Annotated in this window: 14 protein-coding genes; 10 read left to right on the top strand and 4 right to left on the bottom strand. The window is 61.4% G+C overall.

Annotated features, from left to right (window positions below; genetic code table 11):
- Positions 1–50: 50 nt before the first annotated feature.
- The 3 genes from JOE34_RS23560 to JOE34_RS23550 form a co-directional block, all read right to left on the bottom strand.
- Positions 51–905, bottom strand: a complete 855-nt coding sequence (locus tag JOE34_RS23560; RefSeq protein ID WP_003421309.1) for a pirin family protein — start codon at positions 903–905, stop codon at positions 51–53.
- Positions 906–1,094: 189 nt separating this feature from the next.
- Complete coding sequence (locus tag JOE34_RS23555) at positions 1,095–1,505, bottom strand: PA2817 family protein (protein ID WP_003317460.1); 411 nt, start codon at positions 1,503–1,505, stop codon at positions 1,095–1,097.
- A 76-nt stretch (positions 1,506–1,581) separates the two neighbouring features.
- The gene (locus tag JOE34_RS23550) at positions 1,582–4,029 is read right to left on the bottom strand and encodes an acyl-CoA dehydrogenase (RefSeq protein ID WP_065093606.1); all 2,448 of its coding nucleotides are present in this window, start codon (positions 4,027–4,029) and stop codon (positions 1,582–1,584) included.
- A 162-nt stretch (positions 4,030–4,191) separates the two neighbouring features.
- On the opposite strand from JOE34_RS23550, the gene JOE34_RS23545 reads away from it, so the two are divergent.
- From JOE34_RS23545 to murB, 10 genes are all read left to right on the top strand, one after another.
- Positions 4,192–4,815, top strand: a complete 624-nt coding sequence (locus JOE34_RS23545; protein ID WP_003346579.1) for a glutathione S-transferase — start codon at positions 4,192–4,194, stop codon at positions 4,813–4,815.
- A gap of 183 nt (positions 4,816–4,998) precedes the next feature.
- Positions 4,999–5,931 carry an ABC transporter ATP-binding protein gene (locus tag JOE34_RS23540; protein ID WP_003317464.1) on the top strand — a complete coding sequence of 311 codons (933 nt, stop codon included), beginning with the start codon at positions 4,999–5,001 and terminating at the stop codon, positions 5,929–5,931.
- Entirely contained in the window at positions 5,928–6,716 is a 789-nt protein-coding gene (locus JOE34_RS23535) for an ABC transporter permease (protein WP_010405533.1), read from the top strand. Before JOE34_RS23540 ends, JOE34_RS23535 begins: the two co-directional genes overlap by 4 nt.
- Before the next feature lie 136 nt (positions 6,717–6,852).
- Complete coding sequence (locus tag JOE34_RS23530) at positions 6,853–9,069, top strand: DNA internalization-related competence protein ComEC/Rec2 (RefSeq protein ID WP_209996726.1); 2,217 nt, start codon at positions 6,853–6,855, stop codon at positions 9,067–9,069.
- A 42-nt stretch (positions 9,070–9,111) separates the two neighbouring features.
- Positions 9,112–9,828: a MotA/TolQ/ExbB proton channel family protein gene (locus JOE34_RS23525; protein ID WP_003317467.1), complete on the top strand. Its 717-nt coding sequence runs from the start codon at positions 9,112–9,114 to the stop codon at positions 9,826–9,828.
- Positions 9,825–10,256 carry a biopolymer transporter ExbD gene (locus JOE34_RS23520; RefSeq protein ID WP_003317468.1) on the top strand — a complete coding sequence of 144 codons (432 nt, stop codon included), beginning with the start codon at positions 9,825–9,827 and terminating at the stop codon, positions 10,254–10,256. The genes JOE34_RS23525 and JOE34_RS23520 overlap by 4 nt, the downstream gene beginning before the upstream one ends.
- Entirely contained in the window at positions 10,256–11,251 is a 996-nt protein-coding gene (gene lpxK, locus JOE34_RS23515; protein ID WP_024648606.1) for a tetraacyldisaccharide 4'-kinase, read from the top strand. The genes JOE34_RS23520 and lpxK overlap by 1 nt, the downstream gene beginning before the upstream one ends.
- Before the next feature lie 17 nt (positions 11,252–11,268).
- Entirely contained in the window at positions 11,269–11,454 is a 186-nt protein-coding gene (locus JOE34_RS23510; RefSeq protein ID WP_002552679.1) for a Trm112 family protein, read from the top strand.
- On the top strand, positions 11,451–12,215 hold the full coding sequence (gene kdsB / locus JOE34_RS23505; protein ID WP_010405598.1) for a 3-deoxy-manno-octulosonate cytidylyltransferase: 765 nt from the start codon (positions 11,451–11,453) through the stop codon (positions 12,213–12,215). Before JOE34_RS23510 ends, kdsB begins: the two co-directional genes overlap by 4 nt.
- Positions 12,216–12,249: 34 nt before the next feature.
- Positions 12,250–13,269 (top strand): UDP-N-acetylmuramate dehydrogenase, encoded by a 1,020-nt coding sequence (gene murB / locus JOE34_RS23500; protein WP_044311729.1) that lies wholly within the window; start codon positions 12,250–12,252, stop codon positions 13,267–13,269.
- Positions 13,270–13,419: 150 nt separating this feature from the next.
- On the opposite strand, the gene rne is transcribed toward murB, so the two are convergent.
- On the bottom strand, positions 13,420–16,725 hold the full coding sequence (gene rne / locus JOE34_RS23495) for a ribonuclease E (RefSeq protein ID WP_046265772.1): 3,306 nt from the start codon (positions 16,723–16,725) through the stop codon (positions 13,420–13,422).
- Between the last annotated feature and the right edge of the window lie 513 nt (positions 16,726–17,238).

Below are 17,238 nucleotides of genomic sequence, written 5' to 3'. Positions count from 1 at the left end.
GGGGCCCCTGTCTGTTGAACGGCGGGCGCAGGGCCCAGTGACCGACGTCGTCACGCCGTCAGACGATCTTCCCGGAAGTCACGAATCGCCTGCTCGATCTCTTCCTTGGTGTTCATCACGAAGGGGCCGTATTGCACGATCGGCTCACGTAACGGCTTGCCTGCAATCAGTAACAGCCGCGCACCGGCGGCGCTGCTGATCTGCACTTCACCGCTGTCGGACAGGCGTGCCATTTGGCGTTTACCGATCGGCTGGGTGCTGCCTTCCAGCTCGACACTGCCTTCATAGACGTACAGCAGCACAAGGTGCCCTTCGGGTACGTGCGGGCTGATACAGCTGCCGGCAGGCATGTCAAAGTCAAAGTACAACGGCTCGGTGTCCGGGCGCTGTACCGCCCCGGCCTGGCGAACCTGGCCATCGTCGAAATGACCGGCCAATACCACCACCTGCACACCGGCCTGAGTGGTGACACTCGGAACGTTTTCCGGCTGGATGTCCTGGTAGCTGGCATCGCTCAGCTTGTTCTTGCCCGGCAGGTTCAGCCAAAGCTGAAAGCCGCGCATGGTGCCTTCTTCCTGTTCAGGCATTTCGCTGTGAATGATCCCGCGTGCCGCAGTCATCCACTGCACACCGCCGCCCTGCAGAAGGCCGACATTGCCCATATGGTCTTCGTGACGCATGCGGCCCTCAAGCATGTAGGTCACCGTTTCGAAGCCCCGGTGCGGGTGCGGTGGAAAGCCGGCGATGTAGTCATCCGGCTTGTCCGATCCGAACTCGTCCAGCATCAGAAACGGATCGAACTGCTCCACGCCACGCCCGCCGAAGACACGCGTCAGTTTGACGCCCGCGCCATCGGACGCTGGTTGACCCGCTTGAATGGACAGGACTTTACGAAATTGAGTCATGGGAGAGAGGGCACTCCTTATCAGGTGATACGAAGTGTCATGGTATACCTGTTTATTCGATAAATTTATTCGAATGGCAGGACAGAATTATCGTATTAATCGATGGTTGGCACGGTGTGGCGTATTGGCGCGGGTTGACTGGCCACCTGCCCGGAATGACCTCCGGAGCAGGCTTGAAGTCGGGGATGCTCAGTGCTTGCTACCCTGTGTCGACATGCTCAGCAGCTGTTTCTCCTGATTCCAGTCGAACGGTTCTTCGTTCTGCTCGGCTTCGTAGCGGCGTTCTTCCAGCGCCTGATACAGCTCGATTTCATCATCCGGCATGAAATGCAGGCAGTCACCGGCGAAGAACCACAGCAGGTCGCGCGGTACCAGGTGCGCGATTTGCGGGTAGCGCTGGATGACCTGACAGAGGATGTCCTGACCCAGGTACTGGCTTTCGATGGGATCCTGCGGCAACAGCTCGACCAGTTCGTCGAAACGCTCCATGAACAGCGCGTGGCTTTCTTCCGGAACCTGCTCGGCCTCGCCCAGCGCGACCAGAATGCTGCGCAGGTGTGCCAGCAGGCCAAGTTGGTGATCGAGAGTGGCGTCGGCCATTGGGTAATCCTCAAATACAAAAACAGGCGCGAGAGTATAAAGCTCTACGCGCCTGCTGTGTGGTGCGACCTGACTATCAGCGAATCTTGCCGGCTGCCAGGGTCAGTTCTTCCTTGTCGAAATCATCCACATCGATCACCTTGCGGCGCGCTGCCTCGGCGGTACGCAGGGTCTGCGCTTCGTCGGCCTGCAACACACCGATGCGCAGCGCGGCGTCAATGACCGGCTCGCCGGCGTCCGGCTTGACCTGACCACTCTTGATGGCCACTTGCAGCTTCTTGTGCAGCGGATACGCAGCGCTGAGCAGATCGATGGCTTGTTGCAGCGCGCCGACCGGATCGTCTGCCGATTGCGGGCGATAGCAGCCTGCCAGCAGCTCTTCCAGCGTCGGATCGCCCTTGGCGCGGCCCAGTACCTGAGCAACTTCGGCATCCAGTTTGTCCGACGGTCCCTTGTGCCGGCGACCGAACGGGAACACTACGGCACGCAGCACCCCGCCCAGTATGCGGTTGGGGAAGTTGCTGAGGATCTCGTCCATCGCACGTTCCGAATGCCCCAGGCTTTCTTCCATGGCCCAACGGAACAACGGACTCATGTGGTCCGGTGATCCGAGGTCGTGATAACGCTTGAGCGCCGCCGAGGCCAGGTACATATGGCTGAGCACGTCACCCAGGCGGGCCGACAGGCGTTCGCGACGTTTCAGTTCGCCACCCAGCAGCATCATGCTCAAGTCAGCGAGCATTGCGAACGCTGCTGCTTGGCGGTTGAGCGCGCGGAAATAGCCCTGGCTGAGGCCGTTGCCCGGCGCTCTTTCGAAATGACCGAAGCCCAGGTTGAGGATGAAGGTGCTGGCGGCATTGCTCACCGCAAAACCGATGTGTTTGAGCAGCAGGCTGTCAAACTCGATCAGCGCCTGCTGTTTGTCCTCACGCCCGGCCAAGGCCATTTCCTTGAGCACGAACGGATGGCAGCGAATCGCGCCCTGGCCGAAGATCATCAGGTTGCGCGAAAGGATGTTGGCGCCCTCGACAGTGATGAAGATCGGCGCACCTTGCCAGTTGCGACCCAGGTAATTGTTCGGGCCCATGATGATGCCCTTGCCGCCATGCACGTCCATGGCGTGACCGATACACTCGCGGCCACGCTCGGTCAGGTGGTACTTGAGGATCGCCGAGAGCACCGATGGCTTCTCGCCCAGGTCGACCGCATTGGCCGTCAGCATGCGCGCACTGTCCATCAGCCAGGCGTTGCCGCCGATACGCGCCAACGCTTCCTGGATGCCTTCGAATGCGGAGATAGGCACATTGAATTGCTCACGCACCTTCGCATACTGGCCGGTGACCAGGCTGGTGTACTTCGCAGCGCCGGTGCCGACGGCCGGCAGCGAGATCGAACGACCCACCGACAGGCAGTTCATCAGCATCATCCAGCCCTTGCCCAGCATCGGTTGACCACCGATCAGGTAGCTCAGCGGGATGAACACGTCCTTACCCGAGTTGGGGCCGTTCATGAACGCCGCGCCCAGAGGCAGGTGACGGCGGCCGATTTCCACGCCGGGCGTCTCGGTCGGAATCAGCGCGAGGCTGATGCCCAGATCTTCTTTTTCGCCGAGCAGGTGCTCAGGGTCGTGGGCCTTGAAAGCCAGGCCGAGCAGGGTCGCGACCGGGCCGAGTGTGATGTAGCGTTTTTCCCAGGTCAGGCGCAGGCCGATGACTTCTTCACCCTGCCACTGGCCTTTGCAGATGATCCCGGTGTCGGTCATCGCACCTGCATCGGAACCGGCCAGCGGACCGGTCAGCGCGAAGCAGGGAATGTCTTCACCGCGTGCCAGACGTGGCAGGTAATGATTGCGTTGCTCGTCGGTGCCGTAGTGCAGCAGTAGTTCAGCCGGGCCGAGGGAGTTGGGCACCATCACTGTGGAGGCCAGGTCGCCGCTGCGAGTGGCCAGCTTCATGGCCACCTGGGAGTGGGCGTAGGCGGAGAAGCCCTTGCCACCGAATTCCTTGGGGATGATCAGCGCGAAGAAACCGTGCGCTTTCATGTGCGCCCAGGCTTGCGGCGGCAGGTCCATGGCCTGGCCGATTTCCCAGTCGCTGACCATCGCGCAGAGTTCTTCGGTCGGCCCGTCGATAAAGGCCTGTTCCTCTTCGGTCAGCTGGACTTTAGGGTAGGCCAGCAGCTTGTCCCAGTCCGGGCGACCGCTGAACAGCTCGCCATCCCACCAGACCGTGCCGGCATCGATCGCATCACGCTCGGTTTGCGACATCGGCGGCAGGACTTTTTGAAACCAGCTGAACATCGGCGCAGTGAAATGCTTACGGCGCAGATCGGGCAGCATTACCGGTATGAACACTGCCAGCCAGAGCAACCAGAACACCGTCAGCAGCCATCCTGGCGCGTGACTGAAAATACCCATGGCCAGCATGTAGGCAGCTACCACGCCAAGCGCCGGGAGCGGGGCGGTTCGCCGATGAGCCAGCCAGGCAATGCCGACGACCAGCACAACAATCCACAACAACAGCATAAGTATTCCTCCGTGATGACCGCCGCCGTGGCAGCGATCAAGAACTGGTCGCCAGGCAGTGGTGGGGCGACATCGATAGTGACCCCTGGTTGACGAGTAAGTTGCCGCCGCTTCGGGGTAGACTGTGAGCCTTTATTTATCAGCGACTGCGAGGGGAACGCAATGCTCAAGATCTGGGGGCGGAAGAATTCCAGCAATGTGCGCAAGGCACTCTGGATTGCCGAGGAAGTGGGCGTGCCCTACGAGACGCAGGACGCCGGTGGTGCATTCGGCCTGGTCAACGAAGCGGCCTATCGCGCGAAAAACCCTAACGGCCGGATTCCGATGATCGAAGACGGCGACTTCGTGATGTGGGAGTCCAACGCCATCGTGCGCTATCTGGCCGCCCGCCATGCCCCCGATTCTGATTTATACCCCGCAGATCTGCAGGCCCGCGCCAATGCAGACAAGTGGATGGACTGGACCACCTCGACCATCGCCGCGCCGTTTAGCCCGGTGTTCTGGGGCGTAGTACGCACGCCGGCCGAGAAACAGGACTGGCCGGCCATCGAGCAAGGCATCAAGACGCTGCACAGCCTGCTGCTGGTGGCCGACGAGGCGCTGTCGCGACAGCCCTATCTGTCTGGCAATGCGTTCGGTATGGGCGATATTCCCTTGGGATGCTTCGCCTACGGCTGGTTTGAAATGCCGATTGAACGTCCGCCGCTGCCTCACCTCCAAGCCTGGTATGAGCGTCTCAAGATGCGCCCGGCTTATCGCAAGGCGGTCATGACCCCTTTGACCTGAGCATGTGATGTGAGCAGGAGAAAGGGCTGATCGGGTGCATGTCCGGTGCTCGATATTTACTATTAACAGATGTGTCTGTACTTGAACGGCGCAGCCGAGCACCATTGCGCGGCTGGGTCGTCACGGCAGGCGGCTGGTGACAGTCATCTTCAATTCCTTTTTCTGATGAGTACCTTTCCCGATATGTCTTCCGCTCTGTCCATTCGGCAGTTAACCAAAACCTACGGCAACGGTTTCCAGGCCTTGAATGGCATCGATCTGGACGTCGCCGAAGGTGATTTCTTCGCCTTGCTGGGCCCCAACGGCGCTGGCAAATCCACCACCATCGGGATCATCTCGACACTGGTCAACAAGACCAGCGGTACGGTGAACATCTTTGGCCACGACCTGGATCGCGAGCCTGCTGCGCTCAAGCGTTGCATCGGTGTCGTGCCGCAGGAGTTCAACTTCAACCAGTTCGAGAAGACCCTGGACATCGTCGTCACTCAGGCAGGCTACTACGGCATCCCGGCGAAAATCGCCAAGGAGCGAGCCGAGCAGTACCTGACGCAGCTGGGACTGTGGGAAAAGCGCGACGTGCCTTCACGTTCGCTGTCCGGCGGCATGAAGCGGCGTCTGATGATCGCCCGTGCGCTGATTCACGAGCCGCGCCTGCTGATCCTCGACGAACCCACCGCAGGCGTGGACATCGAGTTGCGCCGTTCGATGTGGACCTTTCTGACCGAGCTGAACAGCAAAGGCATCACCATCATCCTCACCACGCACTACCTGGAAGAAGCCGAACAGCTGTGCCGCAACATCGGCATCATTGACCACGGGGTGATCGTGCAGAACACCGGCATGAAGCAGCTGCTCAGCACGTTGACCGTCGAGACGTTCGTGCTTGATCTCAAGGCGTCCTGGCAGACCGCGCCACAATTGCCCGGTTTCCCTTGCCGCCTGCTCGACAGTCACACGCTGGAAGTGCAGGTCGACAAGAACGTCGGCATCACGGCGCTGTTCAGCCAGTTGGCCTTCCAGAACATCGAAGTTTTGAGCCTGCGTAACAAATCCAATCGCCTTGAGGAGTTGTTTGTGTCCCTGGTGGAAAAAAACCTCGCGAAGGTGGCGGTATGACCGTACCCAACGGCGAGTTGCGCCCCAACCTGATTGCCCTGAAAACCATCGTCTACCGTGAAGTGCACCGCTTCATGCGGATCTGGCCGCAGACCCTGCTGCCGCCAGCCATCACCATGGTTCTGTACTTCGTCATCTTCGGTAACCTCATCGGTCGCCAGATCGGTGACATGGGCGGCTTTACCTACATGCAGTACATCGTGCCGGGCCTGATCATGATGTCGGTGATCACCAACTCCTACGGCAACGTGGTGTCGAGCTTCTTCGGTGCCAAGTTTCAGCACTCCATCGAAGAGCTGATGGTGTCGCCAGTCTCGCCGCACACCATTCTGGTCGGCTACACCCTGGGCGGTGTGTTGCGTGGGCTGATGGTCGGTTTCATCGTCACCATGCTGTCGATGTTTTTCACCGACCTGCAAGTGCACCACTTGGGCGTGACCATCATCGTGGTCGTGCTGACGGCGACGATCTTCTCGTTGCTGGGTTTCATCAACGCAGTGTTTGCGCGTAACTTCGACGATATCTCGATCATCCCGACGTTCGTGCTCACCCCGCTGACCTACCTGGGCGGCGTGTTCTACTCGATCAACCTGTTGCCGCCGTTCTGGCAGACCGTGTCGCTGGCCAACCCGGTCCTGCACATGGTCAATGCCTTCCGTTACGGCATTCTGGGCGTCTCCGACATCAAGATCAGCATCGCCCTGGCGTTCATGATCGTGGCGACCATCGTGCTGTATATCGGCTGCGCCAGGTTGCTGGTGAGCGGTCGCGGTATGCGTCAGTAACACATTGGCTTCGACCCGCCAGGCTGGAGGGTCGAACGCTGGCCGGCACCGGCCGTTCAGATTCTGCAACACACCACCTCTTCCGACATTTCCCCAGTGCGCTGATTCTTGAGGCTTTCCGCTGCAAGGAACCGTCATGCGCACAGGGATGATCGCGCTCGCGCTCGGGCTGCTTGCCCTGCGTTTTCTACCGGCGCTGCCGCCGATCTGGCTATTGCTGCTGATGCCGATACTGGCGTTGATGCTGCTGCCGTTCCGTACCTATCCGCTGGCGTTGTTCCTGCTCGGTTTCACCTGGGCGTGCGTGTCGGCGCAGTGGGCGCTGAGTGACCGGTTGGCGCCGCGTCTCGATGGTCAGACGTTGTGGGTACAGGGCAAGGTGGTCGGTTTGCCGAGTGTCGCCGAAGGTGTGGTGCGTTTCGAGCTGGAAGGCGCCTGGTCACGACGTGCCAAACTGCCCGCGCGAATCCGGGTGGCCTGGTACGGCGGCCAGCCCGTGAACAGCGGGGAGCGCTGGCGCATGGCGGTCAAACTCAAGCGACCGTCCGGGCTGGTCAATCCCGATGCTTTCGACTATGAGGCCTGGCTGCTGGCGCAGCGCATCGGTGCGACCGGCACGGTGGTGGATGGTGAGCTATTGGCACCCGCGCGTGCCGCCTGGCGCGATGCCCTTCGTCAGCGCCTGCTGGCGGTCGATGCGCAGGGCCGGGAGGGCGGTCTGGCAGCGCTGGTGCTGGGCGATGGCTCAGGGCTATCGAGCACCGACTGGCAGGTGTTGCAGGATACCGGCACTGTGCATCTGCTGGTCATTTCCGGCCAGCACATCGGTTTGCTGGCCGGGGTGATTTACGCTTTGGTCGCAGGCTTGGCGCGCTGGGGGCTGTGGCCACGCTTTTTGCCCTGGCTGCCGTGGGCGTGTGCGCTGGCGTTCAGCGCTGCACTGGGCTACGGACTGCTGGCCGGTTTCGAGGTGCCAGTCCGGCGCGCCTGTGTGATGGTCGCGATGGTGCTGCTGTGGCGCTTGCGTTTTCGCCATCTGGGCGTGGTCTGGCCCTTGTTGCTGTCCTTTAACGCGGTGCTGATCTTCGAGCCGCTGGTGACGCTGCAGCCGGGTTTCTGGCTGTCCTTCGCGGCGGTCGGCATTCTGATCCTGATTTTCAGTGGGCGTCTCGGCGCCTGGCGCTGGTGGCAAAGCTGGACACGGGCGCAGTGGCTGATCGCCGTTGGCTTGTTGCCGATCTTGCTGGCGCTGAACTTGCCGATCAGCCTCAGTGGGCCGTTCGCCAACTTGCTTGCCGTGCCTTGGGTCAGCGTGATCGTCCTGCCTCCGGCATTGCTCGGAACGCTGTTGCTGCCAGTCCCTGTAGTCGGGGAAGGTCTGCTGTGGCTGGCGGGCGGGGCGCTGCAGTGGCTGTTCGTGTTCCTCGACGCGGTGGCGGCAGCGTTGCCGGCCTGGCTGCCCAGTGCGGTGCCGGTCTGGGCATGGTGGTTGAGTCTGCTCGGGGCCTTGCTCTTGTTACTGCCCAAGGGCGTGCCCATGCGTCCGCTGGGCTGGCCGTTGCTGTTGCTGTGCGTTTTTCCGCCGCTCGAATCAGTGCCTGAAGGCCAGGTAGACGTGTTGCAACTGGATGTGGGGCAGGGCCTGGCGATTCTCCTGCGCACTCGCAATCACACACTTCTGTATGACGCAGGTCCGCGTTTCGGTGAGTTCGATATCGGTCAGCGCGTGGTCGTGCCCGCCATGCGCAAGGCAGGTGTCCGCCATCTTGACCTGATGTTGATCAGCCATTCCGACGCAGACCATGCCGGCGGTGCAGCAGCGGTTCATCAGGCTTTTCCGGTAAGCCGGGTGCTGGGTGGCGAGCTGGCCAGACTTGCGCCGCAACTCGACGCCCGATTGTGCGAGAGCGGTGCGCGCTGGGAGTGGGATGGCGTGGTGTTTTCCACGTGGCGCTGGGAGCAGGGGCCTGACGGCAACCCCGCCTCCTGCATCCTCAGCGTCGACGCCGGGGGCGAGCGTCTGCTGCTGGCGGGCGATATCGACGTGAGCGCCGAGCGCGCGGCAATCGACAGCGGGTTCGACCTGCGTGCCCACTGGTTGCAGTCGCCGCATCACGGCAGCCGGACCTCATCGTCCAAAGCGTTTCTTCGCGCCGTCGCACCGGTCGGCGTGCTGATTTCCCGTGGTCGCAACAATGCGTTCGGTCACCCACACCCGTTGGTCATGGCGCGCTATCGAGGCTTGGGCATCGCCAGTTACGACAGTGTCGAGCTGGGCGCTGTGCGTCTGCAACTGGGTACGTTCGGAGCGCCGCAGGCCGAGCGTGCGCAACGGCGCTTCTGGCGTAATTGAGTGAATGGATATCGATCTCGGCGTTCGGCACTTGGCGACCCTATGGTAGAGTGGCGCCAATTTTTCGAGGGAGTGATCACTGTGTGGGAACTGGTCAAATCTGGCGGCTGGATGATGCTGCCGATTATTCTGAGCTCCATCGCCGCCGCCGGCATCATCATCGAGCGCCTGTGGACGTTGCGTGCCAGCCGTATCACGCCACCGCACCTGCTCGGGCAGGTCTGGCAGTGGATTCAGGAAAAGAAGCTGGACGGCGAAAAACTCAAGCAGCTGCGCGCTGACTCGCCGCTGGGCGAAATCCTTGCCGCAGGTCTGGCCAATTCCAGGCATGGTCGCGAGATCATGAAGGAGTGCATCGAAGAAGCCGCTGCCCGGGTCATTCATGAGCTGGAGCGCTACCTCAGCGCACTGGGCTCGATCGCTGCCATGGCGCCGCTGCTTGGTTTGCTGGGCACCGTGCTGGGCATGATCGATATCTTCGGCTCGTTCAACAGTTCCGGGGCCACCGCCAATGCCGGCGTGCTGGCAGGTGGTATTTCCAAGGCGCTGATCTGTACGGCGTCGGGTCTTATCGTCGCGATCCCGGCGATTTTCTTTCATCGCTTCCTGCAGAGCCGCGTCGATGAGTTGGTGGTCGGCATGGAACAACAGGCCATTCGTCTGGTTGAAGTGGTGCAGGGCGACCGCGATGTCGATCTGATCGACGCCAAGATCGATCTCAAGTCGCTGGCCAGAGCGGGCGGGGGCAAGAAGAAGTGAAATTTCGCCGTCGCAGACCCCGGGAAAACATCGACATCAATCTGGTCTCTCTGATTGACGTGGTGTTCATCCTGCTGCTGTTCTTCATTGTGACGACCACCTTCACTCGCGAAACCCAGTTGCGGGTCGATCTGCCACAGGCCGTTACCGGAACGCCGGACGTGGACGCCAGCGCCAAACAGCTGGACATTGCCATCAACGCCGACGGGATTTTCTCGCTGAACAATCAGTTGTTGCCGAAAAACGATCTGGCGACGCTGATCGAGGCGCTGCAGCGCGAGTCGGGGGGCGATACCAGCCTGCCGCTGTCGATCAGCGCCGACGGCAAGACCCCGCACCAGTCGGTCATCACGGCCATGGATGCGGCGGGCAAGCTGGGCTTCAGTCATTTGCGCATGACCACCGTCGAGGCCACACCGGCTAACTGATGGCATTCACTGACCGTTTGCTCGATGCCTGGTACAAGGGCCACCCTGCGCTGGCGCTATTGCGCCCGCTCGAAGGTCTTTACCGGCGTGTCGTAGAGCGCAAACGGGCACGGTTTCTGGCGGGCGAGGGTGATATCTATCGCGCGCCGGTGCCGGTCATCGTGGTGGGTAATATCACCGTCGGTGGCACTGGCAAGACGCCGTTGATTCTCTGGATGATCGAGCACTGCCGCCGTCGCGGCCTGCGTGTCGGTGTGGTCAGCCGCGGTTACGGCGCCACGCCGCCAAGCCTGCCGTGGCGCGTCCTGCCTGAACAAAGTGCCAGCGAGGCGGGGGACGAGCCCCTGCTCATCGTGCAGCGCTGCGGCGTGCCGCTGATGATCGATCCGGATCGCAGTCGCGCCGTACAGGCCTTGCTCGCTGCCGAACCGCTGGATGTGATTCTTTCCGACGACGGCTTGCAGCATTACCGGCTGGCCCGCGACCTGGAGCTGGTGCTGATCGATGCCGCCCGTGGTCTGGGCAATCGCCGTTGTCTGCCGGCCGGGCCATTGCGCGAACCGGTCGAGCGGCTGAGCAGTGTCGACGCCCTGCTTTATAACGGCGCGACGGCTGACAGGGACGACGGCTATGCCTTCAGGCTCAAGCCTTCGGCGCTGATCAATCTGCGCAGTGGCGAACGTCAGCCGGTGGATTATTTTCCGGCCGGGCAGGCGCTGCATGCGGTCGCCGGAATCGGCAATCCCCAACGTTTCTTCAATACCCTCGAAGGATTACACTGGCGGCCGGTGACTCACGCATTCGCCGACCATGCTGTCTACAGTGCCGAGGCGCTGACATTTACCCCCGCGCTGCCTTTGGTCATGACCGAGAAGGATGCGGTGAAATGTCGTGCCTTTGCCGCTGATGACTGGTGGTATCTGGCAGTGGATGCACTACCTTCCGATGCCTTTGTCGGTTGGTTCGACCAGCAACTGCTACGTCTTTCTCCATGATTGCTTCAGGATCTCCTATGGACACCAAACTACTCGATATCCTCGCTTGCCCTGTCTGCAAGGGACCATTGAAGCTCAGCGCCGACAAGACCGAGCTGATCAGCAAGGGCGCAGGTCTTGCCTATCCGGTGCGCGACGGCATCCCGGTGATGCTCGAAAGCGAAGCTCGCACCCTGAGCACCGACGAGCGGCTGGAAAAATGACCGCAGCGTTTACCGTTGTCATTCCCGCGCGCTACGGCTCCAGCCGCTTTCCGGGCAAGCCGCTGAAAACCATTGCCGGCAAACCCATGGTTCAGCTGGTCTGGGAGCAGGCGTGCAAGAGCAGCGCCGAGCGTGTGGTGATTGCCACCGACGATGCACGCATTGTCGAAGCCTGTCAGGCTTTTGGTGCCGAAGTGCTGCTGACGCGCGACGATCACAACTCCGGCACCGATCGTCTGGCCGAGGTGGCCGCGCAACTTGGCCTGGCGACTGACGCGATTGTCGTCAATGTACAGGGCGACGAGCCGATGATCCCGCCAGCGGTGATCGACCAGGTGGCGTCCAATCTGGCCGCCCATCCCGAAGCCGGCATGTCTACGCTGGCCGAGCCTATCGACGACGTGGCCGCGTTGTTCAACCCCAACATCGTCAAGGTAGCTACGGACATCAACGGCCTGGCGCTGACGTTCAGCCGGGCTCCCTTGCCGTGGGCGCGCGATGCGCTCGCAGCAAACCGCGACCAGTTGCCTGCCGGCGTGCCTTATCGTCGGCACATCGGTATCTACGCCTACCGTGCGGGCTTCCTGCATGACTTCGTCAGTTGGGGGCCGTGCTGGCTGGAAAACACCGAAAGCCTGGAACAATTGCGTGCGCTGTGGAATGGCGTGCGGATTCACGTTGCCGATGCCCTTGAGGCGCCACCTGGTGGCGTCGATACGCCTGAAGACCTGGAGCGCGTCAGGCGCTTGCTGGAGGGTTGATGCGCTTCGTCCAGTGGTTCGGGAAGGCGAGGGTATGACCTTGCAGGTGCAGTCCGCGATTTCCCTCAAGCCGTTCAATACGTTCGGTGTTGATGTGCAAGCCCGGTTATTTGCCGAAGCGCATAGCGATGATGACGTTCGCGAGGCGCTGGCCTATTCGGCCGAGCACGATGTGCCACTGCTGGTGATTGGCGGTGGCAGCAACCTGCTGCTCAGCGCTGACGTGCAGTCACTGGTGGTGCGCATGGCCAGCCGCGGCATTCGCATCGTGCACGAGGACTGTCTCGAGTCGATTGTCGAGGCAGAGGCCGGCGAGCCCTGGCATCCGTTCGTGCAGTCCTGTCTGGAGCTGGGGCTGGCGGGGTTGGAAAACCTCAGTCTGATTCCAGGTACCGTTGGCGCGGCACCCATGCAGAACATCGGCGCTTATGGCGTCGAGATCAAGGATGTTTTCCATAGCCTGACGGCGCTGGATCGTGAAACGGGCGAATTGCGCGAGTTTTCTCTGCAGGATTGTGCGTTCGGCTACCGCGACAGCGTGTTCAAGCATCAGGTCGCGCGCTGGTTAATCCTGCGTGTACGTTTCAAGCTCAGTCGCGTCGCTCGCCTGCACCTCGAATATGGCCCGGTTCGTCAGCGTCTCGACGAGCAGGGTATCGATCAGCCGACGCCGTTCGATGTCAGTCGTGCGATCTGCGCCATTCGCAGTGAAAAGCTGCCTGACCCCGCTGTGCTGGGCAATGCCGGTAGTTTCTTCAAAAACCCGATAATCGCTGCCGAATTGTACGCAACGATCAAACAGCAGCACCCAGGCGTGGTCGGCTACCCGCAGGACGATGGCCAAGTGAAGCTGGCGGCCGGGTGGCTGATCGAGCAGGCGGGCTGGAAGGGGTATCGCGATGGTGATGCTGGCGTGCACAAGCTGCAGTCGCTGGTGCTGGTCAACTATGGGCAGGCCAGTGGCTTGCAGTTGCTAAGTCTGGCGCGCCGTATCCAGACTGATATCGCCGAACGTTTCGGTATCGAGCTGGAGATGGAGCCAAACCTCTACTGATAGCCTGGAAAGGGGCTCTTGTGGGGGCTCGCTCGCGAAGAGATCAGATCAAGCGCCGCGTATTGAAGATGAACGCGGTGCAATCCTCAACCAACGGACATGAAAAAGCCCCGCCTGTTTGCACAGGCGGGGCTTTTTCATGGGCCGGGATTAGACGAGGGGTTTAGGCTCGTTTTCTTTCTCGGCTTCATGTTGCGGTTTAACTGCTGGTTGCTCAGTTGCCGCTTCTTCGGTCTTTTCCTCGGCTGCCGGTGAAGGCTGTGCCGATTCTGCTTCAGCAGCAGCAGGCGCTGCCTCGACGACTGGAGCGCTGGCAGCAGCGGCTTCCTGTTGACGACGTGCTTCTTCTTCACGCTTGCGGCGACGAACTTCGCGAGGATCGTTCGGTGCGCGGCCCGTGCTGCTGACCACTGGTGCAGGCGCTGCTTCTTCAGCCGCAGGTGCCTGCTCTTGTGGGGTAGGTGCCTGTTCTTCAACGACCGGCTGAGGTGCGACGTAAGGAGCAGGCTCTTCTTTCAGCGCTACCGGCTCGACAACAGCAGCAGGCGCAGGCGTTGGCAGTTCGGATGATTCAGTGGCTGGCACTTCCTCATGAGCCGCTGCTTCGACCGGCGCCTGTGGTGCTGGCTCTGGCGTCGGCTTGAACGGCACTACGCGTTCTGCGTGAGGTGCTTCGAACAGTTCGGACTGTGCCGCAATCGCAGGTGCTTCGACCGCTGCCGGCTGAACTTCAACCTCTGGAGCAGGCTGTGCTACAGCAGCATCGTCTGCCACAGGGGCTTCAACGGCAGGTGCTTCGACAGTCGTCTCGGCAACGGCCGGTGCTTTTTCGGCAACCGGTGCTTCGGTGGCTGACGTTTCAGCTACTGGCGTTTCAGTCACAGGCGCTTCGGCAGAAGTTTCCTGATGCACAGCCTCGGCGTCTGCAGCGGCTGCGTTGCTGTTGGCACGTTCGGCCTGCTGATGCGCGTCGGCTTCGGCAGGCGCGCTGATCACGCTGCTGGCAGCGGAAGCTGCGGCGGTGAAGCCCAGACCCGCCGACAGGTCGGTGGCGCTGCCTTCTTCTTCGTTGCCGTTCTCTTCGGAGCCTTCGATCACGTTGCCATTGGCATCGCGCTGACGCTCACGACGATTGCTGCGACGACGCTGGCCACGCGAGCGGCGGCGAGGGCGGTCGCCTTCGCTACCGTCGTTGCCTTCCTGGTTCTCGTCATGTGTCTGCTCTTCGTTGAGCAGCACTTCCTCTTCTTCGCTCACGGCAGCTGCGGCCTGTTCGGCGCGTGGTTGACGTTCTTCACGAGGTGCGCGCGGCTGGCGCTCTTCGCGTGGTGCGCGTTCAGGACGCTCCTCGCGAGCGAGGTTCACTGCCGGGGCTGCATCCAGAGGCTCGCGCAGTTCGCGAACCGGGCGATCTTCGCGCGCTTCACGTGGCTTGCGCTCGCGGGTGGTACGGGCTGGACGCTCTTCGCGCGGAGCCGACTCCTCGCGGGCTTCACGCGGTTCGCGAACGGTGCGCTCTTCACGAGGTGCACGTTCCTCACGTGGAGCACGCTCTTCACGCGGTGCGCGCTCTGCACGTTCTTCGCGCGGGGCGCGTTCTTCACGAGGCTTGCGCTCTTCGTCGCGGCGATTGTTGCGGCCACGGCTCTGCTGGCGGCCGTTGCGGCGTTCCTCGTTGCGGGCTGGACGCTGTTCTGCAACTGGCTTCTCGACCACGACCGGAACGACAGGCTCTTCCTTGGTCGCGAACAGGCTGACCAGGGATTTCACCAGACCCTTGAACAGGCTTGGCTCGTGAGCGACAGGTGTCGGTGCAGGCGTTGGCGCAGGGGCAGCGGCTTCTACCGGGACCGGCGCATTGGCGCGGGCCGGGGCAGTCTTGACGGCTGCTTCCTGGCGAACCAGGGTGCGGGTTGCGGCGGCCAGTGGTGCAATTTCTTCCACTTCGGCAGCGGCAGCAGCAATTTCGTAGCTGGTCTGGCTGCTGTGCGCTTCAGGGCTGTCATCACGCAGACGCTGAACTTCGAAGTGCGGAGTTTCCAGCTGATCGTTCGGCAGAATGATGATGCGGGCACGGGTGCGCAGTTCGATCTTGGTGATCGAGTTGCGTTTTTCGTTGAGCAGGAAGGCCGCGACCGGGATCGGCACCTGAGCGCGCACTTCTGCAGTGCGGTCTTTCAGGGCTTCTTCTTCGATCAGGCGCAGGATGGCCAGCGACAGCGATTCAACATCACGGATGATGCCGGTGCCGTTGCAGCGAGGGCAAACAATGCCGCTGCTTTCGCCCAGCGATGGACGCAGGCGCTGACGGGACATTTCCAGCAGGCCAAAGCGCGAAATACGACCGATCTGCACGCGGGCACGGTCGGCTTCCAGGCTTTCGCGGACTTTCTCTTCCACCGCGCGCTGGTTCTTGGCCGGCGTCATGTCGATGAAGTCGATGACGATCAGGCCGCCGATGTCACGCAGACGCAATTGACGGGCGATTTCCTCAGCCGCTTCAAGGTTGGTCTGCAGGGCGGTTTCTTCGATGTCGCTGCCTTTGGTGGCGCGCGCCGAGTTGATGTCGATGGACACCAGGGCTTCGGTCGGATCGATGACGATGGAGCCGCCGGAAGGCAGTTCGACAACACGCTGAAAGGCGGTTTCGATCTGGCTTTCGATCTGGAAGCGGTTGAACAGCGGAACGCTGTCTTCGTACAGCTTGATCTTGCTGGCGTACTGCGGCATCACCTGACGGATGAAGGTCAGTGCTTCTTCCTGGGCTTCGATGCTGTCGATCAGGACTTCACCGATATCCTGGCGCAGGTAGTCACGGATGGCGCGGATGATGACGTTGCTTTCCTGGTAGATCAGGAAAGGGGCGGAGCGATCGAGGGACGCTTCCTTGATAGCGGTCCACAGTTGCAGCAGGTAATCGAGGTCCCACTGCATTTCTTCGCTGCTGCGGCCCAGGCCGGCAGTACGAACGATCAGACCCATGTCGGCTGGCGCGATCAGGCCATTGAGGGCTTCACGCAGTTCGTTGCGCTCTTCACCTTCGATACGACGCGAGATGCCGCCGGCACGAGGGTTGTTGGGCATCAGGACCAGATAGCGGCCTGCGAGGCTGATGAAGGTGGTCAGGGCTGCGCCCTTGTTGCCACGTTCTTCTTTCTCGACCTGAACGATGACTTCCTGGCCTTCGCTCAGGACGTCCTTGATGTTGACGCGGCCTTCAGGGGCTTTCTTGAAGTACTCGCGGGAGATTTCCTTGAGGGGCAGGAAGCCGTGGCGCTCAGAGCCGAAATCGACAAAGGCAGCCTCGAGGCTGGGTTCGATGCGAGTGATTCGGCCTTTATAGATGTTGGCCTTCTTCTGCTCGCGTGCACCTGACTCGATGTCCAGGTCGTAGAGGCGCTGGCCGTCTACCAGTGCAACACGCAACTCTTCGGGTTGAGTTGCGTTAATCAGCATTCTTTTCATGTAGTACCGTCGGTTTCCGGGCTGCCGGAAACGGCGTTCGGCACACACGACTTCTCACGGTCGGTGTCAGGGCACGTCAGGAGTGGTTGGACACTCCAGTGTCTAGCGAGGTCCTCGCCCAGAGGGGGCGGAGGGTCGCGACGACGTTTCCTGCTTGCTGTGGTGGCATAAGACACCCCTTTCAGCAAAAGCTTTGTCAGGAGGAGGAATCGACCATCGGTAGCGGACGAGATGAAGCGTCTAGAACAAGCCTTGTGCTACACAGTCCGATGGTTGTGCGTCTCCACCCTACACGTATCCCTGATAATTCGGGTGCTGCCGCGCGCAGAATCCGCAGCGGGTTGGCATTTACCGCGACCTTCGATAGGGAAGGTCGCGCATCATGGCTTGAGGCGTTGTTCCCGAAGCATTCGCTCGTAGCGTCTGAAAGCGACTGCACTTTGTGAACTGGCCATGAACTGTCCGCACTGGCCGCGAGCTGTCTGCTCTGCTGTCAGGCGTGTT

The organism is Pseudomonas sp. PvP028, from assembly GCF_017832255.1.
Classification (GTDB): Bacteria; Pseudomonadota; Gammaproteobacteria; order Pseudomonadales; family Pseudomonadaceae; genus Aquipseudomonas; species Aquipseudomonas syringae.
Note: the sequence above shows the minus strand (reverse complement) of the source record. Positions and strands in the feature narration are given on the sequence as shown.